General features: G+C 69.0%; 23 protein-coding genes and 1 pseudogene. 5 read left to right on the top strand and 19 right to left on the bottom strand.

Annotated features, from left to right (window positions below; all coding sequences use genetic code 11):
- The 8 genes from JWP83_RS21275 to JWP83_RS21310 form a co-directional block, all read right to left on the bottom strand.
- The coding region (locus tag JWP83_RS21275; protein ID WP_297734317.1) for a tyrosine-type recombinase/integrase at nucleotides 1-743 on the bottom strand (743 nt) is incomplete at its 3' end.
- Between the two features lie 32 nt (nucleotides 744-775).
- A complete protein-coding gene (locus JWP83_RS21280; protein ID WP_297734322.1) occupies nucleotides 776-1,939 on the bottom strand; it encodes a lactate 2-monooxygenase in 1,164 nt (387 codons plus the stop codon).
- Between the two features lie 35 nt (nucleotides 1,940-1,974).
- Entirely contained in the window at nucleotides 1,975-2,820 is an 846-nt protein-coding gene (locus tag JWP83_RS21285; protein ID WP_297734325.1) for a siderophore-interacting protein, read from the bottom strand.
- A gap of 33 nt (nucleotides 2,821-2,853) precedes the next feature.
- Nucleotides 2,854-4,017 (bottom strand): DNA-processing protein DprA, encoded by a 1,164-nt coding sequence (gene dprA / locus JWP83_RS21290; RefSeq protein WP_297734328.1) that lies wholly within the window; start codon nucleotides 4,015-4,017, stop codon nucleotides 2,854-2,856.
- Nucleotides 4,014-5,525, bottom strand: coding sequence for a YifB family Mg chelatase-like AAA ATPase (locus JWP83_RS21295; protein WP_297734331.1), 1,512 nt, complete (start codon nucleotides 5,523-5,525; stop codon nucleotides 4,014-4,016). The genes dprA and JWP83_RS21295 overlap by 4 nt, the downstream gene beginning before the upstream one ends.
- The gene (locus JWP83_RS21300; protein WP_297734334.1) at nucleotides 5,525-5,902 is read right to left on the bottom strand and encodes a YraN family protein; all 378 of its coding nucleotides are present in this window, start codon (nucleotides 5,900-5,902) and stop codon (nucleotides 5,525-5,527) included. The genes JWP83_RS21295 and JWP83_RS21300 overlap by 1 nt, the downstream gene beginning before the upstream one ends.
- Before the next feature lie 118 nt (nucleotides 5,903-6,020).
- Nucleotides 6,021-6,836 carry a formate dehydrogenase accessory sulfurtransferase FdhD gene (gene fdhD / locus JWP83_RS21305; RefSeq protein WP_297734337.1) on the bottom strand — a complete coding sequence of 272 codons (816 nt, stop codon included), beginning with the start codon at nucleotides 6,834-6,836 and terminating at the stop codon, nucleotides 6,021-6,023.
- A gap of 49 nt (nucleotides 6,837-6,885) precedes the next feature.
- Entirely contained in the window at nucleotides 6,886-7,866 is a 981-nt protein-coding gene (locus JWP83_RS21310) for an NAD-dependent epimerase/dehydratase family protein (RefSeq protein WP_297734340.1), read from the bottom strand.
- 143 nt (nucleotides 7,867-8,009) lie between these two features.
- Here JWP83_RS21310 and JWP83_RS21315 point away from each other — a divergent pair, with 143 nt between their 5' ends.
- Nucleotides 8,010-8,780 carry a GAF and ANTAR domain-containing protein gene (locus JWP83_RS21315; RefSeq protein WP_297734343.1) on the top strand — a complete coding sequence of 257 codons (771 nt, stop codon included), beginning with the start codon at nucleotides 8,010-8,012 and terminating at the stop codon, nucleotides 8,778-8,780.
- A gap of 8 nt (nucleotides 8,781-8,788) precedes the next feature.
- On the opposite strand, the gene JWP83_RS21320 is transcribed toward JWP83_RS21315, so the two are convergent.
- From JWP83_RS21320 to rplS, 4 genes are read right to left on the bottom strand one after another with little or no spacing between them, the layout of a single operon-like run.
- Complete coding sequence (locus JWP83_RS21320; protein WP_297734346.1) at nucleotides 8,789-9,094, bottom strand: DUF2469 domain-containing protein; 306 nt, start codon at nucleotides 9,092-9,094, stop codon at nucleotides 8,789-8,791.
- Between the two features lie 59 nt (nucleotides 9,095-9,153).
- Nucleotides 9,154-9,882, bottom strand: a complete 729-nt coding sequence (locus tag JWP83_RS21325) for a ribonuclease HII (protein WP_297734349.1) — start codon at nucleotides 9,880-9,882, stop codon at nucleotides 9,154-9,156.
- 2 nt (nucleotides 9,883-9,884) lie between these two features.
- Nucleotides 9,885-10,754, bottom strand: a complete 870-nt coding sequence (gene lepB, locus JWP83_RS21330; RefSeq protein WP_297734351.1) for a signal peptidase I — start codon at nucleotides 10,752-10,754, stop codon at nucleotides 9,885-9,887.
- A 48-nt stretch (nucleotides 10,755-10,802) separates the two neighbouring features.
- Complete coding sequence (rplS, locus tag JWP83_RS21335) at nucleotides 10,803-11,144, bottom strand: 50S ribosomal protein L19 (protein WP_297734354.1); 342 nt, start codon at nucleotides 11,142-11,144, stop codon at nucleotides 10,803-10,805.
- Nucleotides 11,145-11,449: 305 nt separating this feature from the next.
- Between rplS and JWP83_RS21340 the strand changes: the two genes are divergently transcribed.
- The gene (locus JWP83_RS21340; RefSeq protein ID WP_297734357.1) at nucleotides 11,450-12,406 is read left to right on the top strand and encodes a hypothetical protein; all 957 of its coding nucleotides are present in this window, start codon (nucleotides 11,450-11,452) and stop codon (nucleotides 12,404-12,406) included.
- 81 nt (nucleotides 12,407-12,487) lie between these two features.
- Here the strand turns inward: JWP83_RS21340 and trmD are convergent, their stop codons facing one another.
- The 5 genes from trmD to JWP83_RS21365 form a co-directional block, all read right to left on the bottom strand.
- Nucleotides 12,488-13,177 (bottom strand): tRNA (guanosine(37)-N1)-methyltransferase TrmD, encoded by a 690-nt coding sequence (gene trmD, locus JWP83_RS21345; protein WP_297734360.1) that lies wholly within the window; start codon nucleotides 13,175-13,177, stop codon nucleotides 12,488-12,490.
- Nucleotides 13,178-13,192: 15 nt separating this feature from the next.
- Nucleotides 13,193-13,708, bottom strand: a complete 516-nt coding sequence (gene rimM / locus JWP83_RS21350) for a ribosome maturation factor RimM (protein WP_297734363.1) — start codon at nucleotides 13,706-13,708, stop codon at nucleotides 13,193-13,195.
- 24 nt (nucleotides 13,709-13,732) lie between these two features.
- Complete coding sequence (locus JWP83_RS21355) at nucleotides 13,733-13,975, bottom strand: RNA-binding protein (RefSeq protein WP_003878715.1); 243 nt, start codon at nucleotides 13,973-13,975, stop codon at nucleotides 13,733-13,735.
- Nucleotides 13,976-13,980: 5 nt separating this feature from the next.
- On the bottom strand, nucleotides 13,981-14,493 hold the full coding sequence (gene rpsP / locus JWP83_RS21360; RefSeq protein WP_297734366.1) for a 30S ribosomal protein S16: 513 nt from the start codon (nucleotides 14,491-14,493) through the stop codon (nucleotides 13,981-13,983).
- Nucleotides 14,494-14,725: 232 nt separating this feature from the next.
- Nucleotides 14,726-15,145, bottom strand: a complete 420-nt coding sequence (locus JWP83_RS21365) for a nuclear transport factor 2 family protein (protein WP_297734369.1) — start codon at nucleotides 15,143-15,145, stop codon at nucleotides 14,726-14,728.
- A gap of 338 nt (nucleotides 15,146-15,483) precedes the next feature.
- Here JWP83_RS21365 and JWP83_RS21370 point away from each other — a divergent pair, with 338 nt between their 5' ends.
- Complete coding sequence (locus JWP83_RS21370) at nucleotides 15,484-15,744, top strand: hypothetical protein (RefSeq protein WP_297734374.1); 261 nt, start codon at nucleotides 15,484-15,486, stop codon at nucleotides 15,742-15,744.
- A gap of 98 nt (nucleotides 15,745-15,842) precedes the next feature.
- On the opposite strand, the pseudogene JWP83_RS21375 reads toward JWP83_RS21370, so the two are convergent.
- A pseudogene (locus JWP83_RS21375) lies at nucleotides 15,843-15,977 on the bottom strand (nuclear transport factor 2 family protein); the annotation flags it as partial.
- Between the two features lie 155 nt (nucleotides 15,978-16,132).
- Here JWP83_RS21375 and JWP83_RS21380 point away from each other — a divergent pair.
- Together JWP83_RS21380 and JWP83_RS21385 are read left to right on the top strand one after the other, a co-directional pair.
- The gene (locus JWP83_RS21380) at nucleotides 16,133-16,390 is read left to right on the top strand and encodes a hypothetical protein (protein ID WP_297734377.1); all 258 of its coding nucleotides are present in this window, start codon (nucleotides 16,133-16,135) and stop codon (nucleotides 16,388-16,390) included.
- A gap of 46 nt (nucleotides 16,391-16,436) precedes the next feature.
- Nucleotides 16,437-17,327 carry a D-alanyl-D-alanine carboxypeptidase family protein gene (locus JWP83_RS21385; RefSeq protein WP_297734380.1) on the top strand — a complete coding sequence of 297 codons (891 nt, stop codon included), beginning with the start codon at nucleotides 16,437-16,439 and terminating at the stop codon, nucleotides 17,325-17,327.
- Between the two features lie 72 nt (nucleotides 17,328-17,399).
- On the opposite strand, the gene JWP83_RS21390 is transcribed toward JWP83_RS21385, so the two are convergent.
- Nucleotides 17,400-17,993, bottom strand: coding sequence for a TetR/AcrR family transcriptional regulator (locus JWP83_RS21390; RefSeq protein ID WP_297734383.1), 594 nt, complete (start codon nucleotides 17,991-17,993; stop codon nucleotides 17,400-17,402).

Consider the following 17,993-nt stretch of genomic DNA (forward strand, 5'->3'; position numbering starts at 1 on the left):
GCGCTGTGCCGCAGCCCGTGCGGTCCCATATCGGGCGCGCCGTTGACCGCCGCGACCGTCTGGTGCACGACGGTGCGTGCCTGGCGCACGTCGAGCCGCCGGCCGCGCGCGCCCAGCAGCAGCGCCGGCCCGGACTCCGCGGTCACCAGAGCGGGACGCCCGCCGGCCAGCCAGGCGCCGAGCGCATCGGCGGCCGGCGCCCCGAACGGCGCGCTGCGCTGCTTGTTGCCCTTGCCGAGGACCCGCACCAGCCGATGCCGGGTGTCCACGTCGTCGACGTCCAGGCCGCACAGCTCGCTCACCCGAATACCGGTGGCGTACAGCATCTCGACGATCAGCCGGTCCCGCAATGCCAGCGGATCACCTTGTTGCGCACCGGATTTCGCGGCCGCCATGGCCGCCAGGGCCTGATCCTGGCGCAACACCGACGGCAGGGTGCGGTGCGCCTTGGGCACCTGCAGGCGGGCGGCCGGGTCCCCGGTGAGCAGGCCGCGCCGCGCCGCCCATGCGGTGAACGCCTTGACCGAGGAGGTGCGGCGCGCCAGCGTCGTTCGGGCGGCGCCGGCGCCGGCGGCCGAGGCCAGCCACGCCCGCAGGACCTGCAGGCTCAATGCGTCGAGCCCCCGTCCGTCGAGGAACGCGAACAGCGCGCGCAGGTCGCCCAGGTACGCCCGACGGGTGTGCGCTGAACGCCCGCATTGCAGATCCAGGTACTCGTTGAACTCGTCGAGGATCGCCTCCACGCCCTTACGCTCGCAGGCGCCGGGGGTTCGGCTCAGTTGACGCGCCGGAGCGTTTCCGGGGTGAGATCTTTCAGGGTCGGATACCCGTCGACGGCCATGATCAGGTCGGCTTCGGCGAGCATCGTGCGCAGCACGTGCACGATGCCGTCGATGCCCCCCAGGGCCAGGCCGTAGGCGTACGGGCGGCCGATCCCCACCGCGGTGGCTCCCAGCGCCAGCGCCTTGATGATGTCGGCGCCGCTGCGGATGCCCGAGTCGAAGAGCACGGGCAGCCCGTCGGCCGCCTCCACCACCCCGGGTAGGCAGTCGATCGCCGGCAGGCCGCCGTTGGCTTGCCGGCCGCCGTGGTTGGAGCAGTAGATGCCGTCGACGCCGCCGTCCCTGGCGCGCCGGGCGTCGTCGGGATGGCAGATCCCCTTCACGAGCAACGGCAGGTCGGTCAACGAGCGCAGCCAGGGCAGGTCGTCCCAGGTCAAGGGGTTTCCGAAGACCTGCACCCAGCGCAGCACCGCGCCTTGGCGATCCTCCTCCGGCGGGCGTTGCAGGCCGGCGCGGAAGACCGGGTCGCCGAAGTAGTTGGCCAGGCAGTGCCCGCGCAGCTGGGGAAAGTTCGACGTGCTCAGGTCGCGCGGGCGCCAGCCCGTGACCCAGGTGTCGAGCGTGACGACGATGCCCTTGAAGCCGGCCGCCTCGGCGCGCTGCACGAGGCTGGCGGCCATCTCCCGGTCGGTCGGTGTGTACAGCTGAAAGAAGCCGGGGGTGTCGCCGAAGGCGGCGGCGACGTCTTCCATCGGGTCGACTGTCAGCGTCGAGGCCACCATCGGGACCCCGGTGCGGGCGGCCGCGCGCGCGGTGGCCAGGTCGCCGTGGCCGTCCTGGGCGCACAGCCCGATGACCCCGATGGGTGCCATGAACAGGGGCGACGGCAGCGTCATGCCGAACAGCTCGACGGACAGGTCGCGCTCCGCGGCGCCGACGAACATGCGCGGGATGAGACCCCAACCCTCGAAAGCCGTGCAGTTGGCCCGCTGCGTGCGCTCATCGCCGGCCCCGCCCGCGACGTAGGACCAAACCGACGGCGGCAGCGCCGTGGCGGCCTTGGCTTCCAGCTCCGCGAAGGCCATCGGCAGCGGCGGCACCACTCCGCCCAGTCCCTGCAGGTAGATCTCGTTCTGGTAGTCCCCGAAATGAGCCATGCGATAGAGGATGCCAGCCGGGCGCAAGTCCCTTCCTACGCCCCCGTCTCGGCCTCAGCCAGCTCTTTCTTCCACTGCCGGAACGTTTCCTCGGTGCGGCCGCGCCGCCAGTAACCCGAGATCGACGCCCATTTCGCGTCCACGCCGCGCTCCTTGCGGATGTAGGGCCGCAGGTTGTGCATGACGGTCTGCGCCTCGCCGTGGACGAAAACGTGCACCTGCCCGGGCAGCCACTGGGCGGTGGTGACGGCCTCGATCAGCGGCGCGAAATCGCCGGCGCGGTCCTCGGGAACCAGATCGGCGCGGCCTCCGCGGTAGACCCAGCCCACCTCGACGTTCTCCGGCGCGGCCAGCGGTATCTCGTCTTCCTGGCCGGCGACCTCGATGAACGCCTTGCCGACCGCGTTGGGCGGCAGGGCTTCCAGCGCCGCGGCGATGGCCGGCAGCGCCGACTCGTCGCCGGCCAGCAGATGCCAATCCGCGGCCGGGTCGGGGGTGTAGGCGCCGCCGGGACCCATGAGGTAGATCGGCTGGCCGGGTTGGGCCGCCGCCGCCCAGGGGCCCGCGACCCCGTGCTCGCCGTGCACCACGATGTCCACCGTGAGCTCGCGGGCCGCGACGTCGACGCGACGGACCGTCATGGTCCGCACCGCGGGCTTCTTCTCCGGGGGCACGTCGCCGAAGCTGTCCAGCGTCAACGGCTGCGGCAGCCCGGCCACGTCGACGTCCTCGGGGACGAAAGCCAGCTTCACGTAGGAGTCGGTGAACTTGCTGGGCGCGAACGTGTCGAAATGACTGCTCCCGAGTACGACCCGAACGATGTGCCGGGTGAGCCGTTCGGTACGCGCAACTTCGAAGCGTTGCAAAGGTCGACCTGCCACTTATCCTCCTGTCCAGACCCGACCCCCCGTCGACTATACGAGCCGCGCCGTCGAATTCCCGGCCGCGGAGTGGCGGCTGCCGGGGCGGACAATTCGCCACCGCCCGTCGTCGCGGCGCGCCAAACCCGCCATCTCGAGGATCGCCAGCGGCCCGAGCACCTGCTCGGGCGCCAGCGCCGATGCGACCGCGATCTCGTCGACGGTGGCGGCACCGCGACCGGGCAACGCCTCGTACACCCGACGCTCGGCGTCGCTCAGCCCGTCGAGCGCCGTGGTGGGGTGCGGTTCGTCGAGCGCCAGCTCACCGATGCGCCCGACGAGTTCGACGACGTCATCGGCGCGGGTGACCAGCTCCGCGCCGTTGCGCAGCAGCGCATGGCAACCCGCCGACGCCGACGATGTCACGGGCCCGGGCACCGCGGCCACCACCCGGCCCAGCGCCCGCGCCCAGGCGGCGGTGTTCGCCGCGCCGCTGCGCAGGCCCGCTTCCACCACCACCGCCGCCCCCGCGACGCCGGCGACCAGGCGGTTGCGGGTGAGAAACCGGTGCCGGGCCGGCCGGACACCCGGCGGGTATTCGGTGAACAAGAGCCCGTGCTGGCCGATGCGATGCAGCAGCCCGGAATGACCTGCCGGATAAGGGATGTCGAGACCGCCGGCAAGCACGGCCACGGTCATTCCGTCGCAGTTCAGCGCCGCACGGTGAGCCGCGCCGTCGATGCCGTAGGCGCCGCCGGAGACCACCGCGACGTCACGCTCGACCAGCCCGGCGGCCAAGTCCGCGGCCACCTGCTCGCCGTATACCGTCGACGCCCGGGTTCCGACCACGGCGGCCGCGCGTTGGGCCACCTCGTCGAGGCGCTGGGGACCCATCGCCCACAACACCATCGGCGGCCCGCCGCGAGCCTTGACCTCAGTGCTGCCGAAGGCGGCGAACGCGAGCAGCGGCCACTCGTCGGAGTCGGGTGTGATCAATCGCCCGCCGCGGCCGGCGATCAGCTCGAGATCGGCTGAGGCCCGGTCTATTTCGCGCCTGGCCTCGGTGTGCCGGGCCACGTCGGCATCCACCAGTCCGCGCCGGACTCTGTCGGCGGCTTCTACCGGGCCCACGCGTCGCACCAGCGCGGCAAGCTGCACGCAGGGCGGTTCGGCCACCCGGGACAGGTAAGCCCACGCCCGCGACACCGGATCGTTCATCGCTGCGCCCCCGGTTGCCGGAAGCTGAGCGCGGTGGCGACTTCGTCGAGCCCCGGCATCACCCGGCCGGCCAAGTCGGCAAGGCTCCACGCGACCCGCAGTGTGCGATCCAGGCCGCGGATGCTGAGCAGCCCGCGGTCCAGCGCCGTCTTCAGCGGGTCCATCGCGGCATTGCTGGGACGAAACTTTCGCCGCAACAGCGTCCCGCTGACTTCGGCGTTGGTGCGGAAGCCGTGTGGCCGCCAACGCTCGGCGGCCGCGTCGCGCGCCGCCGCCACCCGCCGGCGAACCTGCGCAGTCGATTCACCGTCGGTGATCGAGATTGCCCCGGCGCGCACCGCATGCATCTGTACCCGCAGGTCCACGCGGTCCATCAGGGGCCCGGACAGCTTGCCCAGGTAGCGGCGTTTGGCCGCGGCCGCGCAGATGCAGTCCTGCGGATCGGCCGGCGCGCACGGGCACGGGTTGGCGGCCAGCACCAGCTGGAAGCGGGCGGGGTAACAGGCCACCCCGTCGCGGCGGGCGAGGCGAATCTCCCCGTCCTCCAACGGTGTTCGCAACGCCTCCAGCGCGCTGACGCTGATCTCAGCGCATTCGTCCAGGAACAACACCCCGCGATGCGCCCGGCTGATGGCGCCGGGGCGGGCCATCCCCGAACCCCCGCCGACCAGCGCCGCGACGCTGGAACTATGGTGCGGCGCCACGAACGGGGGCCGCGTGATCAACGGCGTATCCGCCGAAAGCAGCCCGGCCACCGAGTGAATAGCGGTGACCTCGAGGGACTCACCCCCCGACAGCGGCGGCAGCAATCCCGGAAGGCGTTGCGCCAGCATCGTTTTGCCCACCCCCGGCGGCCCGGTCAGCATGAGGTGATGCGCCCCGGCGGCCGCGACTTCCACCGCGAACCGCGCCTGCGCCTGTCCGACCACGTCGGCCAGGTCCGCCGACGGCTCCGGGTCCGTGGCTGCCACGCTGATCCTGCGGTCCAGGCCGCCGGAGCCGCCGAGCCAGCCCTGCAATTGCCGCAGCGTGCGCACCCCCCAGACGTCGATCCCGTCGGCCAGGCTGGCCTCGGCCAGGTTGTCCACCGGGACGACGACCGCCGGCCAGCCGTCGCGTTTGGCGGCCAGCACGGCCGGCAGCACCCCGCGTACCGGCCGCACCCGGCCGTCCAGCGACAGCTCACCCAACAGCACCGCCTTTTCCAGGCGCTCCCATGGGTGTTTTCGCTGCGCCGAGAGCACGGCCGCAGCCAGCGCGATGTCGTAGACCGATCCCATCTTCGGCAGCGTCGCCGGCGACAGCGCCAGCGTGAGGCGGGCCATGGGCCAGCTGTTGCCACAATTGGTGACCGCCGCCCGGACCCGGTCGCGCGACTCCTGCAGGGCGGCGTCGGGCAGGCCCACCAGGTGCACCCCCGGCAGGCCGGACGTGATGTCGGCCTCGATTTCCACGGTCGCGCCGTCCAATCCGCGCACCGCGACCGAGAATGCCCGCCCCAGCGCCATCAGCCGATTCCCTGCAGGTGGGTGATCTCCGGCGTGCGGCGGCGCCCGATCCGCACGCCGATCACGTCGATGCGCAGCGCCGCCCAACGCTGGTCCTGGCCGGCCAGCCAAAGCCCCGCCAGCCGGCGCAATCGCCAGACCTTCCGCGGGGTCACCGCGTGCGCCAGCCCCCCGTAGCCGTCCCCGGTGCGGGTTTTCACCTCGACGAACACCACGGTGCGGCTGGCCTCGTCGGAGGCGATCACGTCCAGCTCGCCGTAGCGGCAGCGCCAGTTGCGGCCCAGGATCCGCAACCCCCTCTTCGTCAGGTGATCCACCGCGAGCGCCTCCCCCATCGCTCCCAGCTGCACCCGAGTCATAGTCTTTTGGGTCGTCATGGGAGCCAAGGTGCCCGGTGATCCCGACACGACGTGGCGCCGTCGAGGCCGAATGGCCGCCGCAACGACCGGTTATCCACAGTCGAGGGCCCATCCACAGCGGGCCGACGACAGCGGGCTAGGCGATGCGGTCGGCCCTGGTGTAGACGTTCATCGAGTCTTCCCGCAGGAACGCCACCAGCGTGATGCCGGACTCCTCGGCCAGCGACACCGCCAGCGACGACGGCGCCGACACCGCGGCCAGCACGGGAATTCCTGCCATCACGGCCTTTTGCGTCAACTCGAACGACGCCCGCCCGCTGACCAGCAGCACCGAGGCCTCCAGCGGAACGCGCTCATGTTCCAGCGCCCAGCCGACGACCTTGTCGACCGCGTTGTGCCTGCCGATGTCCTCACGCACCACCAGCGCCGTGCCGTCGACGCCGAACAACGCCGCCGCGTGCAGCCCGCCGGTGCTGTCGAAAACCTTTTGCGCGGCACGCAGTTGGCCGGGCATGGCCTGAAGCGTGGCCGCGGCGACGGTCGCCGGATCCGAGCCGGGCGAGAAGCGGCCCATCAGCCGCACCGCTTCCAGCGACGCCTTGCCGCAGACCCCGCACGACGACGTGGTGTAGAAGTTACGGGTGACATCGAGATCGGGCGGTTTGACCCCCGGCGCCAAGGTCACGTCCAAGACGTTGTACGTGTTCGGGTCGGCGCGCCCGCCGCAGTAGCGGATGGTCAGCACGTCGCCGCGGCCCCCGATGACGCCCTCGGTGAGCAGAAAGCCTCGCGCCAGTTCGAAATCCGAGCCGGGGGTGCGCATGGTCACCGTGACCGGCGCGCCGTTGACGCGGATCTCCAAGGGCTCCTCGACGGCCAGGGTTTCCGGTCGGGCGACGGCGCGGTCCGCGGTGAGGTGATACGCGCGTCGGCGCGCCGTGACATGGCTCACCAGCCGAACCTCATGCAGCCAAACTACATTGACCGACGTCACATCGACTTCAGACCACCGCGGCCAGCTCCGCGAGCGTCTCGGCCGCCGAGTGGACCGGCCGCCACCCGAGCAGGGACCTGGCCTTGCCGGTGTCCATCACCACCGACGTCCGCGCGACGTGCAACCACTCCAGCATGGACGGGACGAATGGCACCTTCGAAATCGCCGCCGACGCCGCCGAGGCGGCGACGGCGGGAACCCGTACCGGCCGGCCACCCAGCGCCTTGACAACATCCGACACCGTCACCACGCCGTCACCGGCGATGTTGTATGCCCCGGGCGGTGCGGGAGCCGTCGCCGCCAACGCGATCGCTTCCGCAACGTCGTCGTGGTGGACCAGTTGCAAGGGATATCCCGGATCCGGCACGACCGGCTTCAGCATCGGCGCCAGCTTGGCGATGGCGCGCACCGGTGCGGGCAGCTGGTTCCACGGCATTGCGTCGGCTAACGCCGTCGCCCCGGGCCCGGCGACGATGCATGGCCGCAGGACGAACACCTCGAGCGACGAATCCTTGGTGATGTCGGCGAGCAGCGCCTCGCACGCGGCCTTCTGCTCCGAGTAGTAGTGCTCGGCCGACCCCCGCGCCGGCACGTCCTCGGTCAGCGGAACGGGGTTATCGGAGTGGTAGCCGTACGCGGCCACCGACGAGGTGTACACCAGGCGCCGCGGCCGCTCGGCGGCGACCGTCGCCTCGAACACGTTTCGGGTGCCTTCCAGATTGATGCGTGCGCTCTCTTCGCGCGAGCCCATGATGATGAACGCCAGGTGGACCACCACGTCGGCCTGGGCCACCAGGGCGTCGACTGCGTCGCGGTCGAGGATGTCGCCCTGCTGGTAGGTGGTTTTCACCCAACCGGACGAAGCCGCGTCGAACGGCCGGCGCGCCATCCCGACGATGGTGTCAACCGCGGGCTCGCGCTCAAGCGCCGTCACCGCCGAGACGCCGATCTCCCCGGTTGGCCCCGTCACCGCCACGGTCAGTCCCACCTCGGGTGTCTTTCCCTGCCGCGCTGCCGGCGAAACCGCGTTCGCGAAAGTCGCATGCCGATAATCTCGACAAAGGACCGCGAGAAGCCGGCGCGGTCATGGCACGCGGTTCGAACACCGACACCGCGGGAATGAGGCACAACGTGGCACACGACTCGAATACCGTCACCGACGGTTCGGTCCCGGGCGGGGAGAAAGCCGACCCGGCCACCGTCTTCGCCGCGCTCGCCGAGATCATCTACCAAGGCTCGGACGCCAAAGAGATGTACGCGGCCATCTGCGTCGCCGCCACCCTGACCGTTCGCGGCTGTGACCACGCCAGCCTGTTGGTGCGCGAAAACGACCGATACGTCACGGTCGGCGCGAGCGACCGGATCGCGCAGCAGATCGACGAGATGGAACGGCGTTCCGGCGACGGCCCGTGCATCGACGCGATCGAGGAGGAAACACCCCAGATCGACGCGGACCTGACCTCGCCGTCGCTGTGGCCCAAGCTCGCCGCCATCCTTGTCGAAGAGACGCCGGTGCGCGGGGCCATGGGCTTCCGGCTCCTGGTCGACAAGCGCAAGGGGGCCGCGCTCAACCTGTTCAGCGACACTCCCAACCTGTTCGACGCCGAATCCGCCGGACGAGCGGCGGTGTTGGCGTCGTTCGCCAGCGTGGCCATCAACGCGGTCGCCAAGGGCGAAGACTCCGCGAGCCTGCGCCGGGGGCTGCTCAGCAACCGCGAGATCGGCAAGGCGGTCGGCATGCTGATGATGCTGCACCAAATGACCGAAGACCAGGCGTTCGACCTGTTGCGCCAGCACTCCCAAGCGCTCAACATCAAGCTGGCCGAGGTGGCGCGCGCCGTCATCGACAATCGTGGTCACCTGCCGGCCGGCGGCGAAAATCTGCTTCCGCCGACCACTTAACCCCGCGGCTACTCCGGCAGCCGCAACTCGGGCTTCTCGACCTCTTCGATGTTGACGTCCTTGAAGGTGACCACGCGCACCTGCTTGACGAAGCGGGCCGGACGGTACATGTCCCACACCCAGGCGTCGGACAGTCGCAGCTCGAAGTACACCTCGCCGTCGGCGTTGTGCGCCGTCATCTCCACGCTGTTGGCCAGGTAGAAGCGCCGCTCGGTTTCCACGACGTAGCTGAACTGGCCGACGATGTCCTTGTATTCGCGGTACAGCGAGAGCTCCATCTCGGTTTCGTACTTTTCGAGATCTTCTGCACTCATCTGCCACTCATCTGCTCAGACGCCTCCGTCGCCACGTGGGAACCCGGTCCCATCTTTCCTCACCGGTATCCGCCATGCTCGGCCGGAGGGTCCGGTTTGCACTCCGCCACCACGCGCGCGCCCGATGCGGTCGCCACGCGCCGGACGTTGATGAACGAATAGCGGTGCTGGGCGCAGGGGCCCAGCTCGGTCAGCGCCAGCGAGTGCGCCGGCGTGCTGTAGCCCTTGTGGTCGGCGAAGCCGTAGCCCGGGTGGTCGGCCTCCATCGCGACCATCAGCCGGTCCCGGCTGACTTTCGCCAGCACGCTGGCCGCGGCGATGCAGGCGGCCACGGCGTCCCCGCCGATCACGGGCAGCGACGGCATCGGTAGGCCGGGGACGCGAAAGCCGTCGCTGAGCACGTAACCCGGACGCACGGACAGGCCGGCCACCGCGCGCCGCATCCCCTCGATGTTGGCCACATGCACCCCGCGCCGGTCGACCTCTTCGGATGGGATGAAGACCACGTGGTACGCCAGGGCGTAGCGGCGGATCAAGGGGAACAGCTTCTCCCGCACCTTTTCGGTGAGCTTCTTCGAGTCATCAAGGGCCGCAAGGCTTTCCAGTCGGCTCGGGCCGAGCACGCAGGCCGCCACCACCAGCGGGCCGGCGCAGGCGCCGCGGCCCACTTCGTCCACCCCGGCCACCGGCCCCAGGCCGCCGCGATACAGCGCCGACTCGAGGGTGCGCATTCCCCGCGGACCCCCGGCTTTGCGGATCACCGTCCGCGGCGGCCACGTGGTGGCCATGGCTACTGACTCTGCTGGGGGTTCACCGACCCGACGCCACCCCACCGCGACGGCGGCCACACGATGAATCGGGCCTTGCCGATGACGTTGCCGACCGGCACGGTTCCCGAATTCGGGTCACCGGTGCACAGGATGCCCTTGAGGGCGTCGGCCGGGACGCTGGTGCAGTGGGCCCGCGAGTCCGCCGAGTGCGTCCGGTTGTCACCCATGACCCACAGCCGTCCCGCGGGGACGGCGACGGGGCCGAACTCGCTGCCCAGGCAGGGGTACTTCGACGGGTCGGCCATCATCGTGTTCGGATCCAGATACGGCTCCTTGAGCGGCTTGCCGTCGACGGCCAACCCCGTATCGGCCCGGCATTGCACCGTCTGTCCTCCCACCGCGATGACCCGCTTGACCAGGTCGTTTTCGTCGGGGGGCACGAAACCGATGAACGACAGCGCGTTCTGCACCCAGCGCAGCGCGGTGTTGTTCGAACGGATCGACTTGTATCCGGCGTTCCACGACGGCGGTCCCTTGAAGACGATCACGTCACCGGGACGCGGCTGACCGAACCGGTAAGTCAGCTTGTCGACCATGATCCGGTCGCCGACGCAGCCCGTGCACCCGTGCAGCGTGGGCTCCATGGATTCCGACGGAATCAGGTAGGGGCGAGCGACGAACGTCAGCATGACGTAATAGAGCACCACGGCGATCGCGGCGAGAATCGCGAGCTCGCGCAGCGTGGACTTCTTCTTGGGCTCCGGCTCGGCCGCCTCGGGGTCCGGGGGCGGGGCCCCCTCGGAGGGCGTGTCGGGGTCGCGGGTGGAGACCTTCGGCTCTGGCTGACCAGCGTCGGACTGGCGCTCGGGTGAGTCCGGGGTATCGGTCACGAGATCAGCGTAGCCAGCACGGTTTGTGGCCTGAGGAACCGCGCCCGGTCAGCGCTTTTCCTTGATCTTGGCCTTCTTGCCACGCAGTTCGCGCAGGTAGTACAGCTTGGCGCGGCGGACGTCGCCACGGGTCACCACCTCGATATGGTCGATGTTCGGCGAATGCACCGGGAAGGTCCGTTCGACGCCGACGCCGTAGCTCTCCTTGCGCACGGTGAACGTCTCGCGGATGCCTGCGCCCTGCCGGCGGATCACCACGCCCTTGAACACCTGGATACGCTCCTTGGCGCCCTCGATGACCTTGACGTGCACGTTGATGGTGTCGCCCGGGCTAAAGGCCGGGATGTCGTCGCGCAGCGACGCCTGGTCGACGAAGTCCAGCCGGTTCATCTACGAACACACTTCCTTGCGGTCGCGGCTTGCGACGGATGCCCACACGCGCGTGGGGCGGTCATCAAGCCGTTGGGTTTCGGGCTTTTGTGCGCATCTCGCGGCAGCCGGGAAGCGGCCCGGCCCGCTGACGGGTGCGAGACAACCCGATAATTGTGCCAGACGGCCCGCGTGCATTGAAAATCACATGTAAACGTCGCGGTTCGCAACGCGCCGAACGCGGGGGTGAGTGGTACACATGACTCGGGTCGAACGGCCCGGCCACGTGCACGTTTAAGGTCCTATCTGACCAAGGAGAGCGACGCATGCGCACCCGCCCGCTCACCGTGCTCGCGGCCGTCGCGGTGGTGACGCTGGTGTTGGCCGGGTGCGACGAGGCGTTGGTGGAGCCGCAAAGCCAGGGCAAGGCGTCCGGCAGTCCCGAGCACAGAGCGCCCCGTCGTCAGCCCCCAGCGCAGCCGGAGACGGTTCAACTGCTGCTGGACACCATCCCGATGCACGGGCCACCGCAGGCGCTGTCCGGCACGGTGTTCGGCGGCCTTCCTGCGCGAATCCAGCAGGCCATCGACGAGTCCGCCGCCGCCGGCGCCACGCTCTCGGTCGCCGTCCTGGACCGCAAAACGCATGAGCTGGTCTCCAACGGCAACAGCCAAATCATCGGCACCGCGTCGGTGGCCAAGCTCTTCATCGCCGACGATCTCCTGCTGGGCGAGTCCCAGGGCAAGGCCACCTTGTCCCCCGACGACCGCCAGGCCCTGGATGTCATGTTGCAGTCGTCCGACGACGGCGCGGCCGAAAAGTTCTGGGGTCAGGGCGGCGGCGACAGCATCATCACCCAGGTCGCGACCCGGTATGGGCTGTCGTCGACCACCCCGCCCAGCGACGGGCGCTGGTGGAACACCATGAGCTCGCTGACCGACCTGATCCACTACTACGACATGTTGCTCGACGGGTCGGGCGGCCTGCCGACCGAGCGGGGCATGGTCATCGTCAACGATCTGGCCCAGTCCACGCCGACCGGAATCGACGGCTACCCGCAGCGGTTCGGCATTCCGGACGGCCTGTTCGCCGAACCGGTGGCGGTCAAGCAGGGCTGGATGTGCTGCATCGGCGCCGACTGGGTGCACCTGTCGACCGGCGTGATCGGCGCCGACCATCGCTACGTGATGGTGGTCCAGTCGCTGCAGCCCTCCGACGACGCCACCGCGCGGCAGACGATCACCCAGGCCGTCAAGACGATATTTCCCAACGGCCGGATCTGAGGGCTCCGTCGGCTGCGCGAGCAGACGCAAAAGCCCCTAATCTTCGGCGTGTCGCGGGGCTTTTGCGTCTGTTCGCCGGTCCTACTCGTCCAACAGGTCGGGGCGGCGTTCACGGGTGCGCTGCAGCGAAACCTCGCGGCGCCAGGCCGCGATTCGGCCATGATCACCGGATAGCAGGACCTCGGGGACGTCGAGCCCACGCCAGTTCGGCGGCCGGGTATAGCTGGGCCCCTCCAGCAGCCGGTCCAGGGCGGGCGAGTGCGAATCATCCTGAAGCGACGCGGGATTGCCCAGCACCCCGCTCAGCAGCCGGAGCACGGCTTCGATCATCACCACGGCCGCCGACTCTCCGCCCGGCAACACGTAATCCCCGATCGAGACTTCCTCCACCCGCATCCGTCGGGCGGCGTCCTCGATGACCCGCTGGTCGATGCCCTCGTAACGCCCGCAGGCGAACACCAGGTGCCTCTCGGTGGTCCAGCGCTGAGCGGTCGCCTGCGTGAACAACGCGCCGGCCGGCGTCGGAACAACCAAAAGTGTTTCACCCGAACATGTCTCGTCTAGGGCCGCGCCCCATACCGGCGCCTTCATCACCATCCCGGGTCCGCCGCCGTAGGGTGCGTCGTCCACCGAGTGGTGCACGTCTTGGGTCCACCGGCGCAGGTCGTGCACGTGCAGATCGACCAGACCCGACGCAATCGCCTTGCCCGGCAACGATTGTCTGAGGGGATCCAGATAGGCCGGGAAAATCGTTATCACGTCAATTCGCATTTCGAAGCCTGCCCCCTACAGCTCCAGCAGGCCGTCGGGCGGATCGATATCGATCAACCTGTCGTCCAACGACACCGACGTGACGATCGCGCTGACGAATGGCACCAGTACCTCGCCGGAATCCCGACGCACCGCCAACAATTCACCGGCCGCGGTGTGCAGCACCTCGGCGACGACGCCGACGTCCAGCCCGGTCGTGGTCCGGACATGAAGGCCTTCGAGCTGGTGGTCGTAGTAGGTGTCCGGCTCGTCGATCGGCGGCAGCTCATCGGAGTCGACGACGAACAAACTGCCCCGCAGCGCGTCGGCGGCGTCGCGGTCGTCCACTCCGGCCAGTCGCACCAGCAGTCGCGCACCGTGTTCACGCGCCTGGTCGACGACATAGCTGCGTTCCTCCCCGTGACGGGAATTCTTGGCGCGCAACGTGTTACCCGGAGCGAACCGCGCGGCGGGATCGTCGGTGCGGATTTCCACGACCAACTCGCCGCCGATGCCGTGCGCCTTGACGACGCGCCCGACCGTTAACTCCAAGGGAGTTCCATGAGCAGCGCCCCGCTACTGGTCGGTGTCCACCACGTCGACGCGGATGCCGCGGCCACCGATCCCGGCGACCAGCGTGCGCAACGCGGTCGCGGTGCGTCCGCCGCGACCGATCACCTTGCCCAGGTCGTCGGGATGGACATGCACCTCCACCGTGCGCCCACGCCGACTGGTCACCATGTCGACCCGGACATCGTCGGGATTGTCGACGATCCCGCGGACCAAATGCTCGACAGCGTCGACCACGACCGTGCTCACGTCGGTCAGCCCTCGGCCGGTGCGTCGGCCGCTGGCTTCTCAGCGGCGTCGGCGGCCGGCTCGTCAGCGGCTTTGGTTTCGGTGGCGGCCTCGGGGGACTCTTCGGCCACCGCCTTGGCGGCCTTCTTGGCCGGGGCCTTCTTCTTCGGCTTGGCGGCCTCGGTGGTGGGCGCGCCGTCGGCCTCGGCCAGCGCGGCGTTGAACAGCTCCAGCTTGGTCGGCTTGGCCGGGGCGGACTTCAGGCGGCCCTCGGCGCCGGGTATCCCTTTGAACTTCTGCCAGTCACCGGTGATCTTCAACAGCTTGAGGACCGGCCCCGTCGGCTGGGCCCCGACCGAAAGCCAGTGCTGGGCGCGCTCGGAGTTGATCTCGATCAGGCTCGGGTCTTCCTTGGGGTGATACCGGCCGATGACCTCGATCGAGCGGCCGTCGCGGCGGGTCCGAGCGTCGGCGACGGCGATGCGGTATTGGGGATTGCGGATCTTGCCAAGCCGGGTGAGCTTGATCTTCACAGCCATGGTTAAGCGACTTCTCCTGTGTGTCACGCTGCAATTCAGCGACCTGGGCGGGATGCCGAGGTCCGGTTTTGCCTCGCGTGTATGACCGACGAGCAAGCACCTTCGGGCGGGTCGCGCGGCGGACAGCCGCCTATTGTGCCAGAACGGGTGCCCCGGGCAGAAATGCGCCCGCGCTCATGGCGATCGCGAGCGCGGCGAAGCCGGGCGCGGCGGGTAGCCACCACAAGCCCCGTTACATCACCTTCTGGAAGACTTTCGTCTCCACCCGGCGCGTCATCCGCCAACCCTTCGGGCTCCGCACGAACTCGTCGTCGTACCAGAGCCCGCAGAAAAGCGCCTGGTCGCTCTCGCCGGGAAGCACCATCGGGTTGAAGCAGATCACCCGCGACGACGCGGTGTCCCCGTCGACGCGCACCGAAAAGTTGCCGAGCATGTGCGCGTACACCGGGAAGGTCGGCAACACCTGGGCGAGCCACTCCTTGACCTCGGGATAGTGGCCTTCGATCCCGCCCAAGGCCGTGTAGTCGATGTAGGCGTCGGGCATGAAGACCTCGTCCAGGTCGTCGAATCGGCGGTTGTCGATGGCGGTGGAGTAGTCCACCAGCAGCTGCTGGATCTCTAGGCGGTCGGAAATTTCGGCCAGGCTCAACATGCATCGATTGAACACGATCTAGCCGCCGGGTTTGACTCAGCTGCGCAACGCGGCCCGACGGCAGTGGGGCGCAGCGACCACACAAAGCCGGCGTGCCGCCGCTCGGCCGCGTCCGCACGATTAGGGAACCGGCGCCCAATCGTGGGCAAGAAGTCCTCTCCGCTCAGGACCTTCGACCCGTAGCGGTAGTCGATGAATAAGGCCAGGATGGTGAACAGCGTGTGCCGCCGTGTGGGCATTGTTCTGGAGGGAAACATCATGGCCGCAGAACACTCCAACATTTTCGTCGCTGGCTGCCCGGGACCTCGATGCAGCCCGCCACAAGAAGGAAGTCTGAGATGAAGACGCTAGCGGCAGCACTAATGACAGCCATGGCGATGGCCGTAGTGCCGGTGGCCATAGCGCCGGCAGCACAGGCCGACATCTGCGCCGGAGCAAACGGACGCCACGTCGGCGTGGACGGCTGCACGCCCGGCCTGGCTGGTGATGCCATCGCAGGAGCCATCGTGGCGTCGGACCAGGCGTACTGGCCGGACGAACCACCGTGCTACACGGCAGAGGGTGTGCCGTACTTCACGCCTGATGGCGACCCTTGTTGAGAATGCGAGTGTTACCGACGGCCGTTGCGAGTTCCCACGATGAAGAATCGAGAATCACGGAACCGCTGAACAGGTTTTAACAGCCTAGAGATCGATTAGGCGTCGGGCGTGAAGACCTTGTCCGGGTCGTCGAATCGTCGGTTGCCGATGGGGATGGAGTAGTCCCCCAGCAGTTGCTGGATCCCTCGGCGGTCGGCAATTTCGGCCAGACTCAACGCGCATCGATTTAACACCGCGACGGATCCGGGGGTTGGGATCGGTAGCGACGCGGGTGGTGTCCACTTGCCGAAGGACCGCCAGCAACGAAGGAGCCACCATGAGCCGAACGCGGCGTTTTTCCCGTTTTCGCAGGAGACGGGCGGCCTGCGAGGGGAATAGTTCCACGGGTATGAGAGCAGCAATCGCGGGGTTAGCAACGACGCTGTTGATGTTCGGCGGCTCCGGGCTGGCCGCGCCTTCCGCCCAGGCCGCCCCGTGCCCCGCCGGGAAATCCTGCCAGCACTGGTGCCCGGGTGACGTCAATCCGGCCGGGCGGCCCGTGCCGTGGGACGGCAACGCCTGCCACGACTACTTCTGGGACTACTCCGGCGTGCACGACATCGGCGACGGGGCGTTCTACTCCTGGCGCGACATGCCTTGGCACTGATGCCGAAATAGCCCTGGCATGACCGCGGAAGTTAAACTTTGCGGCCATGCGAAAGCTCATGGCCGCGGCCGCCGCACTGCTGGCGGCCGCCGCTTGCGGTGTCACCCTCGGCGTGGCCACCGCCACCACTTCCCGGGCCGACAGCACACAGCCGATCGGTTCGGTGCCGATCCCCGACGGGCCGGCCCAGACCTGGATCGTGGCCGACCTCGACAGCGGTCAGGTGCTGGCCGCCCGCGACCAAAACGTGGCCCACCCGCCCGCGAGCACCATCAAGGTGCTGTTGGCGCTGGTGGCCCTGGACCAGGTGAGCCTGGACTCCAGCGTCGTCGCGGACGTCGCCGACACCCAGGTCGAGTGCAACTGCGTCGGCATCAAACCCGGCCGCACCTACACCGCGCGCCAATTGCTGGACGCGCTGCTGCTGGTTTCGGGCAACGACGCGGCCAGCACCCTGGCGCACCTGCTGGGCGGCGCCGACGCCACCGTCGCCAAGATGAACGCCAAGGCCGCGTCCCTGGGGGCGACGAGCACCCATGCGGCGACCCCGTCCGGGCTGGACGGCCCGGGTGGCTCCGGGGCGTCGACGGCGCACGACCTGGCCGTCATCTTCCGGGCCGCGATGGCCAATCCGGTGTTCGCGCAGATTACCGCCGAGCCCTCGGCGATGTTCCCCGGCGATCACGGCGATGAACCAATCACCAACCAGGACGAACTCTTACAGCGCTATCCCGGCGCCATCGGGGGCAAGACGGGCTTCACCGACGCGGCCCGCAAGACCTTCGTCGGCGCGGCCGCCCGCGGGGGCCGCCGGTTGGTGATCGCGATGATGTACGGGCTGGTGAAGGCGGGCGGACCGTCGTATTGGGATCAGGCCGGCAGCCTGTTCGACTGGGGTTTCGCGCTCAACCCCGAGACCGGCATCGGCTCGCTTTAGTACCGCGAACAGACGCAAAAGCCCCCGCGCGCTCGGCGCGTCGGGGGCTTTTGCGTCTGTTCGCGCCGAGGGCTAGTCCGGCAGCGCCGAGGTCAGCAGCGCCGTCAGCACCGGGATCCGCCGCTCCGCGATTGCCGGCTGCGGCAATACGCTCTCCACCACGGCGGCCCCGTCGAACACGTTCGTCATCAGCGCCACGACGACCGGGAACGTCTCCTCTCCGAAGCCGTCGGCGCCGGGCAGCGCCCGGGCGGCGTCGACGATCTTCGCGGAGTACTGTCCGAGCTCGTGTTGCAAAGTGCCCCTGAGCTTTTCGTCGGTGCGCGCGGCGATCAACAGTTCGTAGACGACGGCGTTGGTCGCGCCGCTGGTGATGTCCCGGAGTATTGTCAGCGCCGCCTCGAGAGCGGGCTGGTCGTCGGGTATTTCAGTGACTCGCTTGGTGAACGAGTCCAGCTGGCGGCGCAACACCTCGGATGCGGTGGCCGCCATGAAATCGCCCATGGTTTCGAAGTGGCGGAACAGGGCACCGACCGACACCCCGGCGCTCTTGGTGATCACGGCGGCCGATGCCCGCGCGTAGCCGACCTCGATGATGGTGGCGATGCAGGCGTCGATGAGCCGTCCGACGGTCTCCTCGCGGCGCTGCTGCTGGGTTTTGGCCAT

The sequence above is a fragment of the Mycobacterium sp. genome (assembly GCF_025965855.1).
In the GTDB taxonomy this organism is placed as follows: domain Bacteria; phylum Actinomycetota; class Actinomycetes; order Mycobacteriales; family Mycobacteriaceae; genus Mycobacterium.